Genomic DNA, 22,432 nt, shown 5'->3' on the forward strand with positions numbered 1-22,432 from the left:
CCACTCACTACTTGGTAAGTGGCCACGACAGCGTAAAAGTGGTGCTGCCCGCTTGGCTGTCTAACGCTATATTGCCTTGGTGAAGTTTCATAATGCGAGCGACAATTGCCAGCCCTAAACCATAGCCTTTACCATCCCCACTATCTTGATTTGCGCGATAAAAAGGTTGGAAAATTTTCTCTCGCTCATCACTCGCAACACCGCGACCGTCATCAGTGACACTCAAGTTCACCGATTGCTCGTTTTGTGAAATAACCAAGATTATTTGTTTCTGTGCATAACGACTAGCATTGCTAACAATGTTTTGAATTGCCCGTTCGGTTAATCTGATATCGGCAAAGACAGCAGTATTGGTGTCAACTCTGAGCTCTATGTTAAGGCTATTATTGTTTGGTAGCTTGTTCAATACTGCTTGTGCAATGCTATTTAAATGGCAAGGTTCAAACCTGTGTTGCTCCGATTTGACTTCAACGTTGGCATAAGTCAGCATCTCGCTGATCAAACCTTCAATTTCATCAATATCTCCAGCCATTTCACCACTGAGTTCAGTAACTTTTTCTGCGACTGATGGCAATAACTGCACCGACTGAGCTTCGAGGATGGCAAGGGCAAATTTAAGCCGAGCAAGCGGTGTTCTGATCTCGTGGGAAACAGCATTGGTCAAATGCTTTTGATTATCGAGCAATGCGCCAATATGGCTGGCCATAGTATTAAAAGTCGCGGCTAAATCGGCAACGCCAGAGCGCTTAGACAGTTCAATTTTAGTTTGCCATTTTTGCTCGCCCAAAGCTTGAGTCGCGTTTTTCAATTTGCGCAAATCTCTTGCCAGTGGCCACACCCAAGCAAAAATGACTAACGCGAGTGCGAGATAAAAGCCCAACGTGAACCAAGAACGGGACCACTGCTGCGCCGGGCTAGGATAAGGGCCGATTTGTAAGACTTGATCGTCAATGCGCAAAAAACTATATTGCTGCTGATTAACTTCAGCAGTAATTAAGTTATCGGCCGACAACAAAGACGGGTCAACGGCAATACTGTTAAGGGCAACTAACTGATAGTCTACACCCAACTCAGTACTTAGCTGAGCAAAATATTTCTGTCGTGTTGGTTTATCTAATTGGCCGACAACGCCAACGAAGGCGTTATTAATTAAGCGCTCCTGATCGCGAACATCTTCTTCACCGTGTTGCCAAAGGCTATCGAGTAACCAACCGACAAAGATAATACTCGCACTAACGAGTACGTACAGGCTGACAAATAAGCGGCTACTGCCATTAACACGCGTGTTCATCTAACTATGACAACTTGTTAGCCAAACCAAGCGTCTGGAGCAAATAAATAGCCTTGCCCCCAAACCGTTTTTAGGCGAAACGGTGCTTTAACATTGTCACCTAGCTTTTTGCGCAAGCGGAAAATGCGAACATCAACTTTGCGATCGACGCCGTCATAATCCATATTCATCAAGCATTGATAAATATACTGACGAGACAACACCTGCCCCGCTTGTGATGCCAATAACCACAGTAGCTCAAACTCGCGATTAGTCAGCGCGACTTCCTGCTCTGCCAGTTTTATGGTTTGGGTCTTCGGCTCGATACTGAGCTGACCAAAGGTTAAGGTATTGGCTTGAACAATCTCTTTCTTATTTGCTCGACGCAGGAGGTTTTTAATTCGCGCGACCACTAAAGCCGGATCAACCGGTTTCACCATATAATCGTCTGCACCAAGCTCTAGGCCTTTAATTTGATCTTCGCTCGATCCCAAAGCGCTCATCAGCAAAATCGGGCCATTAAAATGGTTTGGCAATACTTTACACAATGACAAACCGTCAATTCCCGGTAGCATAATATCGAGCAAAATAATATCCGGCTGATAACTCAACAAGCGCTTAACGACGGTGTCACCTCGGCGCTCAACCTCAACGTGCATCCCGCATATCTTCAGGTAGTCGGCAATTAATTTGGCTAAACGCAGATCGTCTTCAACCAACAGTACTCGATAGTTCAAGGTTTGCTCTTGCATTAAAATAAGCTCCATGGATGACGAAAACGTCGTCGTTTGTTAATTTGCTTGACCCGAGCAAGCGTCAATTCAGTTCGCGCCAAGGCAACATCTGATGCTTGTTGGTACAAACTGAAAACAATAGATTTAGCCGTTGAAACCGTCAAAGTACGTTGACCAAGCTCTTTACTTTGACCACACCACTGAGCAATGTCGTCGTGATCAGTGCGAATACAAATGGCGGCTGATTTAGCTATTTTCCAGTGTAGGGTGATCGATAACTGACACAGTTTTTGCTCGCCATTTTGTAAGCAAAGCTTTGGCATTACGGCAAATTCTGCCACCGTCAACTCAGGCTCAATAAGTTCGCTATTGGCACCGCTCTGTTGGTTTTGCCCCAATGCCGGCCAGCTAAAAATAGGCATCAGTAAAACCATGCTGATACACAATCTGCATTTTAAAGTGTTGGCGAGATAAGAGAGCAAAACAAACATTAACTAAAACTGATAGGCGCCACCAACAAACACTGTTTTACTATGATTTTCAATAACGATTGGGCTAGCAACTATTTCATTAGCTAAATCGCTATAGCCACCAATCGCCAGTAAACGCCAATGCTGATTAATTCGATAACTCAGCGACAGCCGGACATTTTTATTGGTACCGCTTTTAGCGTTAAAATTGCTGTTGTCAAAATGCATCGCTTCACTCGCTCTCAAACCGTAGTAGTAACTAATCACCTCAGCACTTTTCCATACAAAGCCCGCCGCGAGGTTTGCCGACCAATTGCCATATTGCCAAGCGCGTGACCATTGTGCGCGTACTTCGCTACCGTGGTGAATGGCGAGTAAATCGTGACCGGCAGTAAAACTAAAGGTACCGTAATCGCTGAACCAAAGAGCTTCAGCACCAGCAAAAATACTCAGGCGCCGGCTTTCGTATTCAATCTCCGGAACCGGTGATAAATCTCGGTTGGTGGCAAATGTGCTATCGGCACTCACGGCGAAAATATTGCTCGGATCAGAGCGAGAAAAAAAGCCGCGGTCATTGTTGTAAAAGGTGGTAAAATTTACTGCAAAGCGATCGTTATCTTGCAAAGTATAACCAAGATCGCCGTTATCAAAATAAAAGCGCTCGCCATAATAGGCTATCGACGGAATCACATACAAGGGAACGTTGCGCGCCGACACGAGTGGATTAGTGCGGTGACCAACACCCAAAGCAAGACCTAAGTGCCAGCGATGACTTTCAATACAATCATCAGATAAACAATCATTGCCAGTGCCATCACTAACCACTTCAAGTTTTTCTTGGTTGTTGGCAATATTTGAATTATCGCTCGGTGATGGCTTAGCGAATAAATTAGCGGACAGAGTCAACAGCAATGCCGCCAAGGCACTACTAAATAATCGATAAACTTGAGCTAACGGTGAGTTGGTGTTCAATGATGCCTCAATGGAAACTTTGCTTATTTTTATGTGCGAATGACTAGGGTTAGCAGTATAGCAAAGCGATAACTTACCGCCGATAATTGTTTAGTCGAAGTAACAAATTGGAACATTTGCTAGACTTGCCAATCAATCACTGATTTACCTTGATTAGCTAGCCACTGATTTGCACGAGAAAAATGCTGACAGCCAAAAAAGCCGCGATAGGCTGACAAAGGCGATGGATGAGGCCCTGCTAAAATACAGTGCTTGTCGCCGTCGATAAGTTTTGTCTTTTTTTGCGCATGGCTACCCCACAAGATAAAGACACACCCCGAGTTTCGCTCACTAACCGCTTTAATTGCATTGTCGGTAAATTGTTGCCAACCCAGTTTTGCGTGGGCATTGGCATTGGCTTGCTCTACCGTTAGCGTTGTATTAAGCAATAGTACCCCTTGCTGTGCCCAAGCCGATAAATCACCGTGTTCTGGCACAACAAAGTCATCGACATCCTGTGCTAATTCTTTGTAAATATTCACTAAAGACGGTGGGACTTTAACCCCTTTATTAACCGAAAAAGCAAGGCCATGGGCTTGGTTAGCACCGTGATATGGATCTTGGCCGAGGATAACCACTTTGGTTTGTTCAATATCAACATACTGAAAGGCGTTGAATAACTGCTCTGATGGTGGATAAATGATTGCGCCGAGCTGTGCGCGTTCAGCAAGTTTAGCCTGAAGTGACGAGTAATATGCTTGCTGTTGCTGCTCGCTAAGAAAGCGTTGCCAATGTTGTGGAAGGGACATAAAAAAACGGTTAGTAGTGTGGCCTATGGCGCGCATACTAACCGTTTTTTCACCGCTTTTACAGTGTTCCTAACTTTCAGATGTTAACCATTACTGGTCAGTATTAGTCAACAAGAACTCGCGTAATTCGGCAAACTCCGCCGACATATCACTCGATAAAATAGTTTCACCTGCACAATCAGCTAGCTCTTTTGGCAAACCAATGGGTTGCCCTAAAATGCTTTCCACCACATCTTTAAATTTCGCCGGATGCGCAGTACCTAAAAATACGCCAAATTCATCATCAGCTAAGCTGTATTCAAGCGCTTTAAAAGCAACTGCAGCATGTGGTTCACTGATGTAACCTAACTTGCTCAACTGAATAACCGTTGATTGCGTTTGCTCTTCGTCGATAGACGCTGATGAGACACAGCCTTGCTCAACTAAACCTGACTTTAACAAGTGCTCAACACGCGGCCAGTTGTTTGGATTACTAACATCCATTGCATTAGAAATAGTCGCTACCGTTTCATTTGGTGACCACTCGCCCATAGCTAAATAGCGCGGTACGGTATCGTTGGCATTAGTCGCAGCAACAAAGCGCTTAATTGGTAAGCCCATGGCTTTAGCTAATAAACCAGCGGTTAAGTTACCAAAATTACCACTTGGTACAGAGAACACCACATTGTCTAAATTCTCCGCGCCTTTTTGACGAGAAAGCTGAGCAAGTGCCTCAAAGTAGTAACAAATTTGTGCTAATAAACGACTGATATTAATTGAGTTAGCTGAGTTTAAACCAATCGCTTTGGCCAGTTCTTTATCGTCAAATGCTTGTTTAACCAGGGCCTGACAGTCGTCAAAGCTACCGTCTATCGCTAAGGTTTTAATGTTGCCACCAAGGGTTGTAAACATTTTCTCTTGTAAGAGTGCAATTTTGCCTTTTGGATAGAGAATGACAACTTCAATGTTATCTAACCCGTGGAACGCGTGAGCAACTGCTGCGCCGGTATCACCAGAGGTTGCCGTTAAAATAGTGATTTTTTCACCACCACTAAACGCCTGTAAACACTGCGCCATAAAACGAGCGCCAAAATCTTTAAAGGCTAATGTTGGCCCATGGAACAATTCTAAAACCGCATTTTTTTCATTGATGGGTTGGGTTTGTGCCGGGAAATTAAAGGCATTGGTAACAATTTCGGTTAGTTGTTGCTCATCTAAGTCATCACTAACAAATGCTTTTAACACTTTGACACTGCGTTCAACCAGTGGCAGCGCCAGCATAGCAGGAATGTCGTCAAACACGGGTAACTGTTCTGGAAAAAACAACCCTTGGTTGCGACCAAGCCCTTGTTTTACTGCTTGTGCGAAACTCACTTGTTCGCTGTTCTCTTTTAAATTGTAAAATTTCACCTGATAATCCTCAAATACTGCTTGTCGATACTGAGCTGCTCAACATCTAGTCTATACCAGAGTAGAGCCTTGCTGATCAAGCTGACAAACATGCACAAAACCCAATTCGGTTTGTAAATAATTTTCTTGTAACCATTCGGCTAACTCTTGTGCTCTGGCAAGTTCTTGGCATACGCAAAACAAGGTTGGACCTGAACCCGAAATGCCAACGGCTAAACTGCCCTGCGCTAGCAAATAATCTCGCGCTTGTTCAAAGCCCGGCAGTAGATCTTTGCGGTAAGGTTCAGCCACGACATCATCGAAGGCGGAAAACGCTTGCGCTTTATCACCGCGATGACAAGCATCGATAAAACTCGCCAGTCGTTGACCGTACTGAATAAGCTCTGCACGGCTATAACTGTTAGGCAAGACTTCGCGAGCAGCTTTGGTTGATACGTTAATACCGGGATACGCCATAATATAGTAGCAGTCGGCAAAACCCGGCACAGTTTGGCTAATCATATTTTGGTCGGGCAACATCAACTGCAAGCCGCCCAAGTAACACGGCGCGACATTGTCGTAATGCAAGCTGCCGCTGATTTGCGCTTCCATCTCACCCATCATTTTTAACAATTCAGGTTGCGAAAAAGGCTGCTGATAAAACTTATTCAAACCATCGAGTGCGGCAACCACCGAGCACGCGCTTGACCCCAAACCACTGCCAACTGGCATTTTTTTATCCAGTGTTAATTTAACGCTTTGAACAGGTAGCGATTTTTTGGCTAGCTCACGATTAAACAGCGCTAAGCAATGCCATACGATGTTGTCTTCGCGATTTGCTGGTAACTTGTCAGCAAAATTGCCAACTACCGCTAAATCGTCTTGCTCGGCTACAGCTACGCTAACGACATCACCCAACAAGGTGCCATCAACCGGTTTAACCGCCATTCCGAGTACGTCAAAGCCAATACTAACATTGCCAATTGACGCCGGGGCAAAAACTGAAACGCTCATTAGTGTTGTTGCTCCCAGGCAAGAGTTCTCAATAAGTCACCAAAAACGCCAGCGGCGGTTACGGCGGCACCCGCACCATAGCCTCTTAATACGAAAGGCAATGGTTGATAGTAACGACTGTGAATCGCTAAGGCGTTTTCGCCGTCTTTAATACTGTATAGCGGGTGCTGTGGTGAAACCGCTTCAATGCTGACTTTGCACTTACCGTCAGCAATGTTACCAATATAACGAAGCACTTTGCCTTGTTCTTGCGCTTGGGCAATTTTGTATTGATAAACTTGATCAAGCTTAGGTAGATTACCCATAAAACTTTCGATATCACCGCTAGCGTCAAAGTCACTTGGCAATACTGATTCAACTTCAATATCACTAAGTTCTAATTGCATACCCGCTTCACGAGCCATGATTAGCAATTTACGGGCAACGTCCATACCGCTTAAATCATCGCGTGGATCTGGTTCGGTAAAACCATTTTCTTTGGCAATTGCAGTAGCTTGTGACAACGACATACCTTCATCTAACTTGCCGAAAATGTACGATAATGAGCCCGACAAAATCCCCTCAAAACGCTGTAATTGGTCACCGGCCTTGATTAAGCTCTGCAAGGTGTCGATAACCGGTAAGCCAGCACCAACTGTGGTCTCGTATAAAAAGCGGCGGCGAGTTTCTTGTGCAGTATCACGCAGCGCTTGGTAGTATTGCCACGAGTCAGTATTGGCTTTCTTATTTGGCGTTACCACGTGAAAGCCCGCCGCTAAGTAGTCAACATAGCTCATCGCCAATGCTTCGTTAGAGGTACAGTCCACTAGTACCGGGTTGATCAAGTGATTATCGCGCACAAACGCTTTAACATTTTCAACCGTTAACTCAACCGCATTTTGTCCAAGCACAGCTTGATAGTTGTCTAAATCAATGCCTTCGGCATTAAGCGACATCCCTTTACTATTGGCAATGCCGTATACTTTCAAATCGATATTTTGCTGCTTTAAGCTCGGTTGCTGGCGGCCAATTTGCGCAATAAGCTCACTGCCGACAACACCACAACCCACCATAAATACGTCAATGGTTGGCTTGTGAGAGAAAAAGTTTTGGTGACACACTTTAAGTGCGTCGGTGCATTTGCGCTTTTCAATCACTACAGAGATACTTCGCTCTGAAGAGTCTTGAGCAATGGCTACAACGTTAACGCGCGCTTGAGTTAACGAGCTAAACAGCTTAGCAGCAACGCCGCGTTGATGGTGCATGCCATCACCAACAAGCGAGACAATTGATAGCTCGCTCTGCAAGGCGATTGGTTCTAGCAAACCGTTCAATAATTCAAGTTCAAACTCGGTTTTTAAACTTTGTTCAGCCTGCTCTGCATCTTGTGAATGAATACAGAAACTAATGCAGTATTCACTCGATGATTGGCTAATCATCACCAGTGAAATACTGGAACGGCTCATCGCTTCAAAAACTCGACTCGCCATACCAACCATGCCCTTCATCCCCGGGCCAGAGACATTGACCATCGTTAAGTCGTCGAGATTAGAAATCGCCTTAACCGCTTTCTTATCGTCATTTTCGTTAGCGATTAATGTCCCCGGTGCCGATGGGTTACCGGTGTTTTTGATTAAACATGGAATGTGATACTGAGCGATTGGGCCAATGGTTTTCGGATGCAATACCTTGGCACCAAAATAAGATAATTCCATCGCTTCTTGATAAGACAAATAATCCAACAGTTTAGCGTCTTTTATTAGACGCGGATCGGCGTTAAAGACACCGTCAACATCGGTCCAAATTTCGCAACACTCAGCCTGTGCACAAACAGCAAGTACCGCCGCAGAATAATCAGAACCATTGCGACCAAGCGTAGTCACTTTGCCGTGGCTGTCGACACCGATAAAACCTGGCATTAGCGAGATTTTAGTGAGTTCAGGGTAAACCGATTGAAATTGCTGCTTACAAAGCACTAAATCAGCAACTGCATTTAAGGCGACATCGTTAGTGCGTAAAAACTTTTCGGGTTCAATAGCGTTAACCGTGTGAGATTTTGACGCCAATACCGAACTTAACAGAACAACACTTAGACGTTCGCCAATACTGATAATGCGGGCGCGAATATGATCGGGGCAATAGGTTAGTAAAATAGCACCTTCGAGGTAACGTCTTAATTCGTGTTCCCAATTTGCCAACGCTTGATCAGCGTGTAAGCGTTCAAATCCGCTAATGCCTGCGGCTAGATCATCAATAATGGTATCAATTGCTTGCTTAAAGTGAGTTAAGCCTTGCTCCATGGTTTCGGTATCGGTAATGTTTTCAGCAAGTGCCACTAAGTGATTGGTAACGCCTTGTGGTGCTGAAACGACTACGGCAACGGCCGACGCTGAGACTTTAGTTTCAATAATATTAGCGACTTCAATAAAACGTTCTGCGCTAGCTAATGAAGAACCGCCAAACTTAAGTACTCGCATTTTCTCTTCCTCTTGATGATACAAAAAAGCCCGTAACCTTATTCAGGTCACGGGCTTTGGCAAAAATTTAGTTGCGCTAGCCTATGACCACCACCGAATAATGGTGGTAGTTGTAATAATAATGGTGTTGAGGCTATTAAATATACGCATGGCAGTAAAATGCCTGATGGCAGAGAGAGTGTCAAGACAAATTGAGATGTTTATTGTTATATATTATGCACTAGACCTACAACTATAGTTATAGGTTATAAACTCATAGATAGTAGTATATACAAGCAGTTATTCACAACTGCCGCAAAAAACACAATTAATAAAAATTCACTTACCTAGCATAACCAACCAGTAGAGTAACATACCAGATAAACTCGCTGATAACAGATAGAAAAGTGCTATTTTAACGCTGTAACCACTTAGTTTCATTGTTTGCCTCCTTTCTTTATACCCTTAAAACTCATTGGGTAACAACAAAGAACATAAAATTGACACCTAAGGTGTATAAAGTTAGATGGTCAAAAATAAAACAAGTTTCATGCCAGTGTATCTTTTTAGAAAATGTCAGTGAAAAGTAAGGTCTTGTTGGTGCTCTTTAAGCCAAGTTTTGGCTGATTTAACATTCGGAATATAACACTCGACTAGCTGCCAAAATTGACTCGAGTGATTGAGGTGAACTAAGTGACAGAGTTCATGAACAACTATGTAGTCGACAACATAATCAGGCGTCATTGCCAATAAGCTATTGAAGGTTAGGGCTTTACGGCTATTACAACTGCCCCACTTCGATTTGTAATACCTGACCTTGTAACTCGCGGGCAACAACTCCGTTATTTGGCACCAATGAGCGAGCTTTTGCTTTATCAACTCACTAGTTTGAGCGTGTAACCAGGTTTTAACTAGTGCTTCGACTTCCTCATTGAAAACAGTTTTGTCTTGTTGGTTTTTGTTACTTGTTAAATAAACCGACAATTTTCCATCAGCAAACCTTACTTGTTCAGAGACTCGTTGAGATTGAATGTTCAGCGGGTAATATTGGCCGAAGATAAGTATATTTTTGCGCTCAGCTAAGGCTGGATTTATCAATTGCTTGAGCTTGCTCTGTTCAAGCTTTGCCTCAATCCAGCTTTGCTTAGTTCGCAACAACTTTTCAATATAGGCTTGCGAGATACCATACGGTGCTCGAACAAACACTTGACCAGCTTTTACCTGCAAGGCAATAGTTTTGCGCCTACTAAAAGCAAGGTTATACTCAACAATACTCATCAATTAAGCGGCTTTTCCTTTTTTATTCACTTGCCCAGAGGCCGCTTTAACATCATCAACCTTAGTTGCTGATGACTTGTCTACTTTCGGTTTTTTTGCCTGTAGAGCTACCAACACATCTTCACGCCCTTGTGCTAGAAAAATCGAAAGTTCTTCGATATCTGCTTCAGATAACTCTAGCGGAGAATTGCTTAACAATACCGTTAAGTTATCTGCCATATCGAGCATTTTATCGTATTCATCAGCAGATTTTTTGTCCATAAAGGTCGATACCTCTTGCCCATTTCTCATTACGACGAACCTAGTTTCAACGGCCATAAATACCTTCAACTAATCATTAAATAAAACTGTATAAAAAAACAGTATCACAAAAAAATGTAAGAATAAAGTGTTCATATACGAGTATCAGCGCGTGCTAACGAAAGAAAAAGTTAACCGCGATGTAAACAAACTCCGACGGAATGTAAAAAAGTTTGTCGCACCCAGCCTACCAACCACCTAGACTACCAATAAAATCATTAACTTAGCAATTAAACACATGTAATTGTCAGAGAAACATTTACATTCAGAGGTCTTGTAGAAACAACTTTTTGAAAAAAATGCGCCACTATAGAGTCGTCACCTAAAAACACTTACTCGGGAGAGTTATCATGAAAAAACTAACAACAACAGCGTTATCTATTTCGACTAGCCTATTATTGTTAACTACAAGCTTTTCAAGCAGTGCCAATATGTCTGAGCAAATGGAGCGTTCTTTAATCTCTATTTGTAAAGCAGCCAAGAGCGACAAATTAGTAAGGTTGAACTACTCAATAAGTAGAATAAATAGTAATCACAAAAATATTGCCTTGAATTTGGTTTGTAACAACCAAAGCGTAATAGAGTTTGCAGAAAGTCACGGTGCATATAAAACAGCGGGGAAATTGTCTTCCAAACTCGGCGCTACCAGTATCACAGATATCGCGAAAGCACCCAAATACAGCGTTAATTTTGATGGGTAAATGTCAATATATAGAAAATGTGTAATTTACAACACTAGGTATGATTGCACATTTTCAAACTAATTATTTGTACAACTGTTTGAATTTTTTAACATCAAAGCCATTTATAAATTGATCGCCAACTTTAACGATTGGAACGGCACGAAAGCCAGTTTTGTAAAACTCTTTTTGGCCTGCGGGCGTCTTAACGTTAACTAACCGATATTTGATTCTGCGTTGATCCAAATAACGCTTGGCAGTATCACAATGCGGGCACGCCGACATTGTATATAAAACTACTCGCTTCATTTATAAGTAACCTTTTTCGAGATAGAAAAAAAATGTAGTAAAAAAACAAGAAATCAATTAGAAAGCCATGTCTTTTCGATCAACACTTTGTCATTTTCTAGTACTTTACCAACATAATATGTTCTCGCATCAACGACGCCAACGCCAGCTGGTGTTCCTGTCATGACAATGTCGCCATCAACTAAATCAATAAAACTAGAAATATCAGTTAACAATGCTTCCGGGCAGCACAACATCAAGTCAACGCCACCTTGCTGACGCGTTTCACCGTTTACATCGAGTGATAGAGACAGCGCAGATATATCGTCAAAACTCACGAAATCACTAAAAAGTGCCGACTCATTAAATGATTTCGCGCGTTCCCAAGGCAGTCCTTTTGATTTTAGCTCACTTTGCAGCGCTCGCTTGGTCAGGTCTAGACCAAAAGCAACAGCGGCAAACCTCCCTTCTAAATACAAAAAAGCTAACTCACCTTCATAATGCAATGGTTCTTGGTGAAAACTATTTAGAACATCGCTTATTGATGAGTTGGGCTTGATAAAAATAACCGGTTGCTCTGGCACCTGATTGTTTAATTCTTTAATATGTTCTACATAATTTCGGCCGACACAAACCACTTTACTGGGATAGTAAAGTCGACCGAGAAAATTAATCGTATTGTGCATTATTAGTCCACACATGATTACAAACTATTTAGGTTAACAGATATTGAGTAACTAGACGAATAGTGTCTATTTCACCGTTTTTATTATTTGTAAAATCCCAAAATGTAAGTAACTTTCTTACAAGAAAATTTTTTACATCTTCAATATAAATGATTAACCCGATAGAATATGGAAAGAAAGATAATTTTAGGTAGAAATATGGACGACAGAACATCGCTCGACAATTGGCAAAAACTCATTACATACGCAAAAAGCAACTTGCCACACTTGGCTACTATGTTTGCCGAAGACCCAGTTCGCTTCGATAAATATTCAGTACAAGCCCCTCACCTATTATTTGATTACTCAAAAAACCTGATTAACAGCGATATATTTAATGCATTAACAGGATTAGCTAGTGAATGTCGGGTTGAAGAGTGGCGCGATAAAATGTTCACAGGCGATCATATTAACAACACCGAAGATCGAGCAGTTCTCCATACTGCACTGCGGGCATCTGCGCCGATTAATGCTAATAGTGACGAAATCAATAGCCAAGTTCAGCAGAGCCTAGACAAAATTGAGCGTTTCACTCAACAGGTTCGTTCGGGTCAGTGGTTAGGTTATTCCAATGAAAAAATTACCGATGTTGTTAGCATTGGCATTGGTGGTTCAAACTTAGGGCCATTGATGGTTACCGAAGCGTTGAACAGTTATGCCGACCAGCAACTACAAATGCACTACGTGTCGAATGTTGATGGTGTCCAAATCGCCGATGTTCTCGCCTCAGTAAACCCAGAAACGACATTGTTTATTATCGCGAGTAAAACGTTTACGACATCAGAAACCATGACTAACGCTACAACTGCTGTCAACTGGTTGATTGATGCAGCGAACGATAAAGAGGCTATTGCTAAGCATTTTGTCGCAGTATCTACCAATACCGAAAAGGTAACTGCCTTTGGTATTGACCCTGACAATATGTTCACTATGTGGGACTGGGTTGGCGGACGCTTTTCACTCTGGTCTGCGATTGGTTTACCAATTTCGCTTTACTTAGGCTTTGATGCGTTTAAGCAATTATTGGCGGGCGCCAAAGCAATGGATGAGCACTTTTTGCAAGCGCCTTTAGCGGTAAATGCTCCAGTTATAATGGCGCTAGTTGCGGTTTGGAATTGCAGCTTCTTAAAGCTAACCTCGCAAGCTATTTTACCTTATGATCAATGTTTACATCGCTTACCCGCATACTTGCAACAAGCGGAAATGGAAAGTAATGGCAAGTCTGTTGATCGAGATGGAAAAAAATTAACCTACAATACCGTCGCAGGTCTTTGGGGCGAAGTAGGTATCAATGGCCAGCATGCCTTTTACCAATACCTACACCAGGGCAATACTATTGTACCTGCAGACTTTATCGGCTCAGTTAAACCAGTTGTCGAAGTCGATGGTCACCACAACACCTTAATGTCGAACTTCTTTGCTCAAACAGAAGCATTAATGAAAGGCGTTAGCTTGTCACAAGTTGAAGAGCAACTGGCAAGTCAAGGATTGTCAGATCAGCGTATTGAGCAACTAGCTCAACACAAAGTTCACGACGGCAACCGCCCGACCAACTCAATTCTCCTCAATCAAATAACTCCCGAATCACTAGGGGCACTTATTGCGTTATACGAACACAAAATCTTTGTGCAAGGGGTTATCCTCAATATCAATTCTTTTGACCAATGGGGTGTCGAGCTGGGCAAAGTGCTGGCAAAAGGTATAGAGCAAGAACTTGATCAAAACCAATTGTCTGACGATCACGATAGTTCAACAACGGGTTTAATGAGTTACTACTTAGCTAATCGATAGCCTCAAGAGCTCAAAGTTAATGAGCGCTTTTTTCTAAATGAGCGCTCTATTATTCCGCCAACGCAGTCTATTTTTACTCACTCAATCTCCTCATTATCGAGAAATATTCTCTGTGCAACGCAATTATCGTTGCCATTTCAACATTCAAGTTGCACACTTATCACTAGGAGCATTAGACAATACTCGGTGAAAGTAATCACCCGATACGAGTGTCTCTACCACAAATAAAATAAAAGAGGTGTCGACGTTGAATTTTTTAACTAACTTACCGATAAAAAGTAGGCTCACTTTAGGTTTTGGTGTCATCCTTTTATTAATGGTGATTCTAACTATTCTGGGTATTCAAAAAGTTAACTTTATTGATAAAACCCTAGCTGACATCACCGATGTCAATTCGGTCAAACAGCGTTATGCGATTAACTACCGGGGCAGTGTTCACGATAGAGCGATTGCAATTAGAGACGTTGCCAACGCGCGTAGCACAACTGAAGTAAACAAGTTCATTACTGAAATCAGGGAACTTGAGCGCTTTTATCGCGATTCAGAAGATATGATGCAAGCGATGATGAATAAGGCACCTGAACAATTTACCAGCCAGGAACGCCAAATACTCAATAACATCGATCGCATCCAATCGAAAACCCTGCCAACGGTTGAACAAATCATTGAGCTTAAACAAAGCCAGCAAACGAACACTATTAATGACTTAGTGCTTAACCAAGCCCGCCCTGACTTTATTGAATGGTTAAAAGCAATTAACGAGTTTATTGATTATCAAGAAGCCGCCAATCAAAAAGCGACTCCTGAAGCTCGTCGCGCAGCTGGTGGCTTCCAGGAGTTAATGCTGGTGCTAAGCGCAGTATCAATAGTCATTAGTGTGTTAATAGTTATACTAATTGCAAAAAGCTTGCGCCAATCGCTCGGTGGCGAGCCCTATGAAGCCGCCAATGTTCTGGCTAAAATCAGCAATGGCGATCTAACAACAACCATAGAAACTCATTGCCCAAATAGTATGTTGGCGTCACTTGACTCGATGCAATCGTCATTGGGTGTCACTGTCGCCAACATTGTTAACGCGGCAGAACAATTAAGCCAACAAACAGCCAATGTTTCTGGTGGTTCAGAGCAGGTTTACCAAGCAGCTCAAAACCAAGCGTCACTCACCAGTGAAACCGCAAATAGACTTGAAATAATGCGCGACAACATCGATCAAGTCTCGCAAACCGCTAGTTTAACGGAAGAAAACTCTAGCTCGACAGCAACCTTTGCCAAACAAGGTCGCGAAGCAATAAACGCCAGTGCTAAAGAAATGGAGTTAATTTCGCAAACGGTAAACAGCACCGTTGACCAAATTCGTCGTTTAGAAGAACGAACCAAGCAGATCGGCGGTATTGCTAACGTGATTAGTGGTATCTCTGAGCAAACTAACTTACTTGCGCTTAACGCAGCGATAGAAGCTGCTCGAGCGGGGGAGTCAGGCAGAGGCTTTGCTGTTGTCGCAGATGAAGTGAGACAGCTAGCCAAACGCACTGGCGAAGCAACCGCCGAAATTGAGCAAATGATCAGCCAAGTACAAACAGAAACAGCAGCTTCGGTGGCGGCCATGGAAACAACTCAGCCACAAGTTGAAAACGGTCGAGCTCTAACCATCGAAACCACTGAACTCCTTGAAAATATCGAACAACAAGCAACCGATTCACTGGTTAAGATTCAAGAAGTGGCAAGGGCGGCGAGTGATCAAGTAGAGAGTATTGGTGATATCGCCCATGCGATGGAACAAATTGCTCAAATGTCTGATAATTCCATTAGTTCACTTGATACTAATAACTCCGCAACATCAGCTCTGTATCAGCTATCTGAGCAATTAAAGGACAACGTTAATCACTTTAAACTGAAATAGTGAATTAAGCAGAGCTAGTATTAAAAGCTAGTTCTGCTTAAATAGTTGCTCAAATTCATCCTGTGGCATCGGTTTAGCAAAGTGGTAGCCTTGGCCGTAGTCACAACCTATATCTGTTAATATTTGTTGTTGTGCCTGTGTTTCAACCCCTTCTGCAATTACCGACATTGACATCTTTTTAGCCATTACAACAATCGCTTCACACAAAGCCAAATCTTTGCCACTTTCAGATATCCGTTGAACAAAACTTTTGTCTATCTTTAAAAACTTAGTGGGATATTTTTTCAAATAACCAAATGAAGAATACCCGGTACCAAAGTCATCAATTGAAATATCAACACCAGCTTGCTGAATATCAGCAATCATTTGATAAACCGTATCGTCAGATTCCATCAATAAATTTTCAGTAATTTCAAACGCGAGAGCCCGTTGATCAAGCTGATAAATATTCAGTTGATCTAGCCATTTAGTGATATTGGTAAAGTTAGACTTATACTGTACCGGTGAGGTATTAATACTTAGCTGAAAATCTGGCTGATACTGTTTTCGCCAACGTTTTACCAGAGGCACGACTTCTAAAAATAACCAGTCGCTAAACTCAACAATCAGCCCAGTCTCCTCCGCGAGAGGAATAAACTGCATCGGGCTTACTAAACCAAGTGTTGGATGACGCCAGCGTAGTAATACTTCGGCCTTAGTTACTTGCCCATTGGTTAAATCGACTATCGGCTGAAAAACATAAAACAATTCATTATTGGTCAATGCATTGCGGAGATCTTTCACCATAGAAGTTCTATTGAGCACTTCAGTTCGCATCGACTCCGTAAAGTAATAAACCGTATTTCGCCCCTGCTGTTTTGCACCATACATTGCTTGATCGGCATTTTTTAACAATAGCTCAAGTTCTTCCCCATCATCGGGAAACACAGTCACACCGATGCTGGCAGAGCTATAAGCAGCTTGCCCTTTCAGTGAGTATGGCATTGCTAAATTAGCGCGAACTTTCTCAGTCACTTTTTCGATACAAGCGTCAGTTTTGATGTTTTCCAGTAGTAAAATGAACTCATCACCGCCAAGTCGAGCGACTGTATCGGTTACTCGTACAGAAGACTTGATGCGCTCACCAGCTTCAATTAACAACTCGTCGCCGGCATCGTGGCCAATAGAGTCATTAATATCTTTAAAGTTATCCAAATCAATGAAAACAATCGCCAACTTGCTGCCTTCTCTTTTAGCAACGAGTAATGCTTTTTTCAGCTGGATTTGCATCATATTTCGATTTGGCAACTTAGTTAGCGGATCGAAGTTAGCCTGCTGCCAAATTAGCTGGCGACTGCGATCTCGCTCTATTGCAATACTGGTGATATGGGCAAACTGCTCAATCAGCAAAAAATCTTGATTGCTTGGCTCTTTAGCTTCTCGATGATAAATAGCAAAAGTACCCAAAACATTCCCTTTAGCATTAACAATTGGCTCTGACCAACAAGATCTCAGCTCAGCTTGCTCGGCTAAATCTTTATAGTCTTGCCAATAAGGATGACTACTAATATCATCAACGATTATGCGCTCAGCTCTATACGCAGCCGTACCACATGAGCCGACACCATCACCAATAGCGACGCCGTTTATAGCTTGATTGTAAAAATCAGGTAAAGAGTGTCCAGCGCCAACCAATAAGTGTTTTCCCGACTCATCAAGCAACAATATGCTGACCAGCATTTCTGTGTATTCTTTCTCAATCGCGGTAACAATTTTAGTGAGCACAGGCTCTAAGCTTTCAGCTTTGGTAATCGACTCTAAAATAGAGTTTCTGATAGTCAGCATTCGCTCACCTTTAATCAGCTGCTCTTGATCATCTTGGGTATTTTTCGAAAAAATAAAACCAATAAAGGTTGTCGCCATCAACGAGGCTATAACATCTAAATAGTCGATCAATTCAAAGTAACTAGAGATTATAACGGCGATCGCCGACATAAAAGCGAGATTGATAAAAATAGCAATACCGTGTCGGAACAGATAAAAAACACCAATAACAACGGGATAAGCCCAAAAAATATGTACTAGACCATTAATGATGACACTTGAGACGACAGTGAAAATAGCAAAACCAGCAATAACAAAGCTAGGCAAAACAATTTTGTTGGTTTTCCTGACATAAAAAAACAACGAAACCATCGCCGAGACAAAAATAAAGTCTATTCCCGCCATCAACCAATCGTCTGCTGCTATTCGCACCATAATAAAAGGTAATACAACTAAAGCGCTCAAAATGATAATAGCTTGAAGAATAACTTGTTTTAATTGTCTTTTATTAGGAGATTTCATCATGCCGTGAAACTGCTTGTACTTGGGTTAACTAAAAAGTGATATCAGTTTTAATTGCTCTATTAAAACATGGTTAAAGGCTTTTTATATTCAATTGCTATCTTCTACTATAAAACTTGTGCAAAGCAACTTTTATTACCTTTGATTAATATATAACACTCAATTTTTACAGTTTTTGACTATATATCGAGAGCTTATTACTAAAATTGCCGTTACAACTTGACTCGTGAAGCCAAAGCCATATCCTTAGTTTAGTTAAGTTCATTTGCCCAAACCTATATGCTCGCAACTGACCAATTTATCCTTGAACATCCAAAAGATAATGTGCCATTAAGTAAATGGCAGAAAACCATTAATTTAATGGCGAAATTATTTAGCGCACCAGCCAGTTTCATCGTTCAATATACGTCTCAAGGCTACCAAGTGATTATTGCTAACCAACAGCAAGAAAATCCTTACCCTGCCGGTACTATTATTCCTAGCGCAACTAACATCTTTTGTAAAAAGGTGGTTGAAGAGAGCCAACCGCTATATGTCAAACGCGCAACCGAACTCGCCGAATGGCAAACTAACCCAGAAGTCGCCAAAGATGGCTTTAACTCCTATCTAGGGATGCCCATTTATTGGCCCAGTGGTGAGCCTTTTGGCACGATCTGCGTCATGGATTTTGAAAAAACAAATTACGATGACAATTATGTCGAACTGGTAGAACAATTTAGAAGTCTAGTTGAAGACGATTTAGCCATACTCGACAACTTTAGCAAAATGCAACAAATCGCCATGCTAGATCCACTGACTGACATCCATAATCGTCGCGCCTTTATGATGCTAGCTGAACAGCGTATTTCACTGGCGAAGAGGCTCGACTTAACGCTTGGTTTGTTGTTTATTGATGCTGATAACTTCAAACAGCTCAATGATGAATTTGGTCATGATGTTGGCGACAAAGTACTGCAATCAATAGCAGATAGCATCAAGGCTAACCTCAGAGACAGTGATATCGTCGGCCGTATCGGTGGCGATGAGTTTGTTGCTATTGTCCAAGTGAAGCAAGCATCAGATTTACAAACAATTTCGGACAAAATAGCCCAACAACACGCAAAGTCTAACCTAGGTAATGGCTTACCACCAAATACGGTTAGCATCGGCTGCGCATTAGCAAAAGCTGAACAAGCTTTGCCTGAGTTAATTTCACGAGCTGATCAAGCCATGTACAAACAAAAAGCATTAAAAAAACTTTCATAAAGTTAATGAAAGCAACTCTGCGGGTTAACGCTCTTATTTAACTCTTCTATTTTTTCTATATGCAATTACAGAACAATGAAAACGCTACTAAAAACTCTACCTATTATCGCTGGTTTATCAGCCTCAATCAGCGCAATGGCAAGCCAATGTCATGATGAAATATCACTACAAGTGTTAGGCTCCGGTGGTCCAGAACTCAATGACAACCGAAGTTCTGCTAGTTATCTTATTTGGTATCGTGGCAAAGCCAGTGTGATCGTCGATACAGGTGCTGGTAGTAGCGTTAACTTTGGTGCGGCAAAAGCAAGTTTTGCCGATCTCGACGCTATTTTACTCAGTCATTTACACGTTGATCACAGTAGTGACTTGTCGGCCTATATTAAAGGCTCTTTTTTTACCCCTAGATCGAAAAACTTAAAACTGTTCGGTTCAACCGGCAACAAATTTATGCCATCACTCGGTCAGTTTGTTAATAGCCTTTTTGGTCAACAAGGCGCTTATCCTTATCTAGCAAATTATTTTAAAGCGACCAATCGCGGTTATCACGTTGAAGTGATTGAAGCAGAAACTAGCCATAAAGATTTTCAGTATTTCACCATAAAACCAGACATAAAACTCACAGGTGTATCTGTGCACCACGGTCCTCTGCCGGCAATGGCATGGCGTGTTAATATTGACAATTGCTCTGTGACCTTTTCAGGAGATATGAGTAACAATCGAAAAACACTGAGTAAACTCGCTCGCAATACCGATATATTAGTTGCTCATAATGCCGTACCAGAGAGTGCTAAAGGCATTGCCGCTAATTTGCATATGTTGCCATCAGAAATTGGTGATATTGCCGAACAAGCCAAGGTCAAACACCTAGTTATTAGTCATCGAATGAATAGAACGATAGGAAAAGAGCAAGAAACCTTAGAAAAGATTCGCCAACATTATCAAGGTAAAGTCAGCTTTGCTGATGACTTGTCAAAGTACTTGCTAAACAGTCTTTAGCTTAAGAAATATTTTTGAATACTGGTCGGGGGAAAAATAAGTCGAAGGTAATGTATCGCCTATCGGTACTGTTGAATTTATCAATAGGTAAGCGTTGCAATACAAAACTCTTCGACAAGTGGAAGTTATATCTTATTTGTTAGCCTTTTTCTGAGCATAAGCTGCTTGTAACTCCAGAATATCTCGATATTGCCCCAAAAGTTCAGGGTTTTCCTTAAGCAGTTTTTCAACATGCTTTTCAAAGCGCTTGTTTTGAGAAGCGGTTATCACTGAACTACGACTCATCATTGCAATTCGAGCCATTGCCAGCGGAGGGGTGCTGCCTCTACTACCACCACCATCAGAATTTAAGTCAACACCATTTAAAGTATTAGGATCATTGCCAAAAATACCAGCGGTAGTTAACTTAGCGCGACCATTTCTTACAAAACGAGGCTCACAAGTAGTCGCTTTAAAGCTACTGCCAGAGCGTTTTTCTTTTTTACAAACCATCGCAAACTGATTGTTATCATTATATTTGTTGTAGTCTTTAAAAAAGTCCTTACTTCTAGCATTAATATCTTTCTTTAATTGATATAGACTTTTTTGACCATATACAGTAATTCTCTCAACACTTTCTTTTTTTGCTTTATCACTGTCATTTGATTGCAGCCCAAGAGCAATATTTGAAAACAACAACCCTAAAAAGCTAACCAAGCTGATTGTTACCTTAGTATTCATAAAAATTCCTTTAACTTATTTTCTAGCATTTGGAACTAAATCATTACTAAAAAAAAATAATGCTGTCAAATCAATCAGTACTTTTTTTAGGCTACTGTGTAATCATTGTCTTACAGTAGTTGTTAGAGAACTCAGTTCAGCAGAAAGCACATTACAGCGGGATACCAAATAGTTAATGGTTGTTGGCAACCATACAGAGCGTGAATTAATACTTAGAGATAAGCAATAGAGAGTATATTTCAGATATAAAAAAACCAGCGTTAAAGCTGGTTTTCATTTTCTATTTATTTCGTCATAACAAAGATAAATAGAATGGTACCGGAGGACGGACTTGAACCGTCACGCCCGCAAAGGCAACGGATTTTGAATCCGTCGTGTCTACCAATTCCACCACTCCGGCGACACAGTGACAACTTGTTGTCTCTAACAAGAAGTGTTGGCATTATACGAAATCGCGAACGCATAGCAACCAGTTTATTTCACTTAATTGACTGTTTGTCGGTTATTTAATCATTATTGCTTTTGACAAGACTTTATTTTTAAACAAACGCGACAATTTGATAAACTATGACAAATTTATTTGTTAATAGCCACGATGAATCAAGCGACACAAGACCAAGATCAACCAACCTCAGAGCAGTTTCCACGTGCGGGCTTCAGACGCAGATTTGGCGCCTGGGTCTACGACTTTCTGTTAGCAGCTGCGGTTTATATGGTTATGGGTGCCGTTGGTTTTGGTATTTTTGGTGTTTTTTTCAACCAAGGGTTAATTGACAATCAAGGCTACCAACACGCAATTGAGTTACAGCAAGCGTCATTTTTGTACAGCTTGTTAATTTATACGTGGAACATTGTCTGGGTTTGCTTTTTCTTTGTTTACTTTTGGTCGCGCAGCGGGCAAACGCTAGGAATGAGAGCATGGCGGTTAAAAGTACAAAATCAAGATGGCAGCTTAATCACTAAAAAAACGGCAACTAAGAGATTGTTACCAACATTATTAGGCTTGGGTAATTTAACAGTTATTTTTGATCGTAAACACAAGCTCAGTTTACAAGATAGATTAACTGATACTGAGGTAGTGGTACTTTCTATGGAAGCAAATCGAGGGCGTTTATAGCCCTCGCTTTGAGCTG

Annotated in this window: 19 protein-coding genes and 1 tRNA gene; 6 read left to right on the forward strand and 14 right to left on the reverse strand. The window is 41.7% G+C overall.

What is annotated here, in order from left to right:
• Positions 1 to 7: 7 nt before the first annotated feature.
• From J7384_RS03810 to J7384_RS03855, 10 genes are all read right to left on the reverse strand, one after another.
• Positions 8 to 1,291: an ATP-binding protein gene (locus J7384_RS03810; protein ID WP_209111547.1), complete on the reverse strand. Its 1,284-nt coding sequence runs from the start codon at positions 1,289 to 1,291 to the stop codon at positions 8 to 10.
• A gap of 17 nt (positions 1,292 to 1,308) precedes the next feature.
• On the reverse strand, positions 1,309 to 2,022 hold the full coding sequence (locus tag J7384_RS03815) for a winged helix-turn-helix domain-containing protein (RefSeq protein WP_209111548.1): 714 nt from the start codon (positions 2,020 to 2,022) through the stop codon (positions 1,309 to 1,311).
• Positions 2,022 to 2,426: a DUF3019 domain-containing protein gene (locus tag J7384_RS03820; protein ID WP_209111549.1), complete on the reverse strand. Its 405-nt coding sequence runs from the start codon at positions 2,424 to 2,426 to the stop codon at positions 2,022 to 2,024. Before J7384_RS03820 ends, J7384_RS03815 begins: the two co-directional genes overlap by 1 nt.
• 72 nt (positions 2,427 to 2,498) lie before the next feature.
• On the reverse strand, positions 2,499 to 3,446 hold the full coding sequence (locus J7384_RS03825) for a MipA/OmpV family protein (RefSeq protein ID WP_209111550.1): 948 nt from the start codon (positions 3,444 to 3,446) through the stop codon (positions 2,499 to 2,501).
• A gap of 119 nt (positions 3,447 to 3,565) precedes the next feature.
• On the reverse strand, positions 3,566 to 4,234 hold the full coding sequence (gene ung, locus J7384_RS03830; RefSeq protein ID WP_209111551.1) for a uracil-DNA glycosylase: 669 nt from the start codon (positions 4,232 to 4,234) through the stop codon (positions 3,566 to 3,568).
• A gap of 90 nt (positions 4,235 to 4,324) precedes the next feature.
• Positions 4,325 to 5,623, reverse strand: a complete 1,299-nt coding sequence (gene thrC, locus J7384_RS03835) for a threonine synthase (protein WP_209111552.1) — start codon at positions 5,621 to 5,623, stop codon at positions 4,325 to 4,327.
• A gap of 51 nt (positions 5,624 to 5,674) precedes the next feature.
• On the reverse strand, positions 5,675 to 6,616 hold the full coding sequence (thrB, locus tag J7384_RS03840; protein ID WP_209111553.1) for a homoserine kinase: 942 nt from the start codon (positions 6,614 to 6,616) through the stop codon (positions 5,675 to 5,677).
• Positions 6,616 to 9,072 carry a bifunctional aspartate kinase/homoserine dehydrogenase I gene (thrA, locus tag J7384_RS03845; protein ID WP_209111554.1) on the reverse strand — a complete coding sequence of 819 codons (2,457 nt, stop codon included), beginning with the start codon at positions 9,070 to 9,072 and terminating at the stop codon, positions 6,616 to 6,618. The genes thrB and thrA overlap by 1 nt, the downstream gene beginning before the upstream one ends.
• A 555-nt stretch (positions 9,073 to 9,627) precedes the next feature.
• On the reverse strand, positions 9,628 to 10,329 hold the full coding sequence (locus J7384_RS03850) for a SprT family zinc-dependent metalloprotease (protein WP_209111555.1): 702 nt from the start codon (positions 10,327 to 10,329) through the stop codon (positions 9,628 to 9,630).
• Positions 10,330 to 10,332: 3 nt separating this feature from the next.
• Positions 10,333 to 10,647, reverse strand: coding sequence for a YebG family protein (locus tag J7384_RS03855; RefSeq protein WP_280636302.1), 315 nt, complete (start codon positions 10,645 to 10,647; stop codon positions 10,333 to 10,335).
• 413 nt (positions 10,648 to 11,060) lie between these two features.
• Here J7384_RS03855 and J7384_RS03860 point away from each other — a divergent pair, with 413 nt between their 5' ends.
• Positions 11,061 to 11,330 (forward strand): DUF3718 domain-containing protein, encoded by a 270-nt coding sequence (locus tag J7384_RS03860; protein ID WP_209111557.1) that lies wholly within the window; start codon positions 11,061 to 11,063, stop codon positions 11,328 to 11,330.
• A 341-nt stretch (positions 11,331 to 11,671) separates the two neighbouring features.
• Here the strand turns inward: J7384_RS03860 and J7384_RS03870 are convergent, their stop codons facing one another.
• Positions 11,672 to 12,283: a fumarylacetoacetate hydrolase family protein gene (locus J7384_RS03870; protein WP_209111559.1), complete on the reverse strand. Its 612-nt coding sequence runs from the start codon at positions 12,281 to 12,283 to the stop codon at positions 11,672 to 11,674.
• Between the two features lie 198 nt (positions 12,284 to 12,481).
• On the opposite strand from J7384_RS03870, the gene pgi reads away from it, so the two are divergent.
• Together pgi and J7384_RS03880 are read left to right on the forward strand one after the other, a co-directional pair.
• On the forward strand, positions 12,482 to 14,113 hold the full coding sequence (pgi, locus tag J7384_RS03875; protein ID WP_209111560.1) for a glucose-6-phosphate isomerase: 1,632 nt from the start codon (positions 12,482 to 12,484) through the stop codon (positions 14,111 to 14,113).
• 247 nt (positions 14,114 to 14,360) lie between these two features.
• A complete protein-coding gene (locus J7384_RS03880) occupies positions 14,361 to 16,013 on the forward strand; it encodes a methyl-accepting chemotaxis protein (RefSeq protein WP_209111561.1) in 1,653 nt (550 codons plus the stop codon).
• 27 nt (positions 16,014 to 16,040) lie between these two features.
• Here J7384_RS03880 and J7384_RS03885 read toward each other — a convergent pair whose 3' ends face one another.
• On the reverse strand, positions 16,041 to 18,341 hold the full coding sequence (locus J7384_RS03885) for an EAL domain-containing protein (protein ID WP_209111562.1): 2,301 nt from the start codon (positions 18,339 to 18,341) through the stop codon (positions 16,041 to 16,043).
• Between the two features lie 276 nt (positions 18,342 to 18,617).
• On the opposite strand from J7384_RS03885, the gene J7384_RS03890 reads away from it, so the two are divergent.
• Together J7384_RS03890 and J7384_RS03895 are read left to right on the forward strand one after the other, a co-directional pair.
• Positions 18,618 to 19,583 carry a sensor domain-containing diguanylate cyclase gene (locus tag J7384_RS03890; protein WP_209111563.1) on the forward strand — a complete coding sequence of 322 codons (966 nt, stop codon included), beginning with the start codon at positions 18,618 to 18,620 and terminating at the stop codon, positions 19,581 to 19,583.
• Between the two features lie 75 nt (positions 19,584 to 19,658).
• Positions 19,659 to 20,579 carry an MBL fold metallo-hydrolase gene (locus tag J7384_RS03895; RefSeq protein ID WP_209111564.1) on the forward strand — a complete coding sequence of 307 codons (921 nt, stop codon included), beginning with the start codon at positions 19,659 to 19,661 and terminating at the stop codon, positions 20,577 to 20,579.
• A 132-nt stretch (positions 20,580 to 20,711) separates the two neighbouring features.
• On the opposite strand, the gene J7384_RS03900 is transcribed toward J7384_RS03895, so the two are convergent.
• Both J7384_RS03900 and J7384_RS03905 read right to left on the reverse strand, forming a co-directional pair.
• The gene (locus tag J7384_RS03900) at positions 20,712 to 21,299 is read right to left on the reverse strand and encodes a hypothetical protein (RefSeq protein WP_209111565.1); all 588 of its coding nucleotides are present in this window, start codon (positions 21,297 to 21,299) and stop codon (positions 20,712 to 20,714) included.
• Between the two features lie 313 nt (positions 21,300 to 21,612).
• Positions 21,613 to 21,699 (reverse strand) — tRNA-Leu (locus J7384_RS03905).
• Positions 21,700 to 21,894: 195 nt separating this feature from the next.
• Between J7384_RS03905 and J7384_RS03910 the strand changes: the two genes are divergently transcribed.
• Complete coding sequence (locus tag J7384_RS03910; RefSeq protein WP_209111566.1) at positions 21,895 to 22,416, forward strand: RDD family protein; 522 nt, start codon at positions 21,895 to 21,897, stop codon at positions 22,414 to 22,416.
• The last annotated feature ends 16 nt before the right edge of the window (positions 22,417 to 22,432 follow it).

The sequence above is a fragment of the Endozoicomonas sp. G2_1 genome (assembly GCF_017744155.1).
Lineage (GTDB): Bacteria > Pseudomonadota > Gammaproteobacteria > Enterobacterales > Alteromonadaceae > JAGHQT01.

Bases quoted from the DNA above. Each gene is read 5' to 3' on its own strand.
- J7384_RS03810 (WP_209111547.1), bottom strand. From the start codon at position 1,291: ATGAACACGCGTGTTAATGGCAGTAGCCGCTTATTTGTCAGCCTGTAC.
- J7384_RS03815 (WP_209111548.1), bottom strand. From the start codon at position 2,022: ATGCAAGAGCAAACCTTGAACTATCGAGTACTGTTGGTTGAAGACGAT.
- J7384_RS03820 (WP_209111549.1), bottom strand. From the start codon at position 2,426: ATGCCTATTTTTAGCTGGCCGGCATTGGGGCAAAACCAACAGAGCGGT.
- ung (WP_209111551.1), bottom strand. From the start codon at position 4,234: ATGTCCCTTCCACAACATTGGCAACGCTTTCTTAGCGAGCAGCAACAG.
- thrB (WP_209111553.1), bottom strand. From the start codon at position 6,616: ATGAGCGTTTCAGTTTTTGCCCCGGCGTCAATTGGCAATGTTAGTATT.
- thrA (WP_209111554.1), bottom strand. From the start codon at position 9,072: ATGCGAGTACTTAAGTTTGGCGGTTCTTCATTAGCTAGCGCAGAACGT.
- J7384_RS03850 (WP_209111555.1), bottom strand. From the start codon at position 10,329: ATGAGTATTGTTGAGTATAACCTTGCTTTTAGTAGGCGCAAAACTATT.
- J7384_RS03855 (WP_280636302.1), bottom strand. From the start codon at position 10,647: ATGGCCGTTGAAACTAGGTTCGTCGTAATGAGAAATGGGCAAGAGGTA.
- J7384_RS03860 (WP_209111557.1), top strand. From the start codon at position 11,061: ATGTCTGAGCAAATGGAGCGTTCTTTAATCTCTATTTGTAAAGCAGCC.
- J7384_RS03870 (WP_209111559.1), bottom strand. From the start codon at position 12,283: ATGCACAATACGATTAATTTTCTCGGTCGACTTTACTATCCCAGTAAA.
- pgi (WP_209111560.1), top strand. From the start codon at position 12,482: ATGGACGACAGAACATCGCTCGACAATTGGCAAAAACTCATTACATAC.
- J7384_RS03885 (WP_209111562.1), bottom strand. From the start codon at position 18,341: ATGATGAAATCTCCTAATAAAAGACAATTAAAACAAGTTATTCTTCAA.
- J7384_RS03890 (WP_209111563.1), top strand. From the start codon at position 18,618: ATGCTCGCAACTGACCAATTTATCCTTGAACATCCAAAAGATAATGTG.
- J7384_RS03895 (WP_209111564.1), top strand. From the start codon at position 19,659: ATGAAAACGCTACTAAAAACTCTACCTATTATCGCTGGTTTATCAGCC.
- J7384_RS03900 (WP_209111565.1), bottom strand. From the start codon at position 21,299: ATGAATACTAAGGTAACAATCAGCTTGGTTAGCTTTTTAGGGTTGTTG.
- J7384_RS03910 (WP_209111566.1), top strand. From the start codon at position 21,895: ATGAATCAAGCGACACAAGACCAAGATCAACCAACCTCAGAGCAGTTT.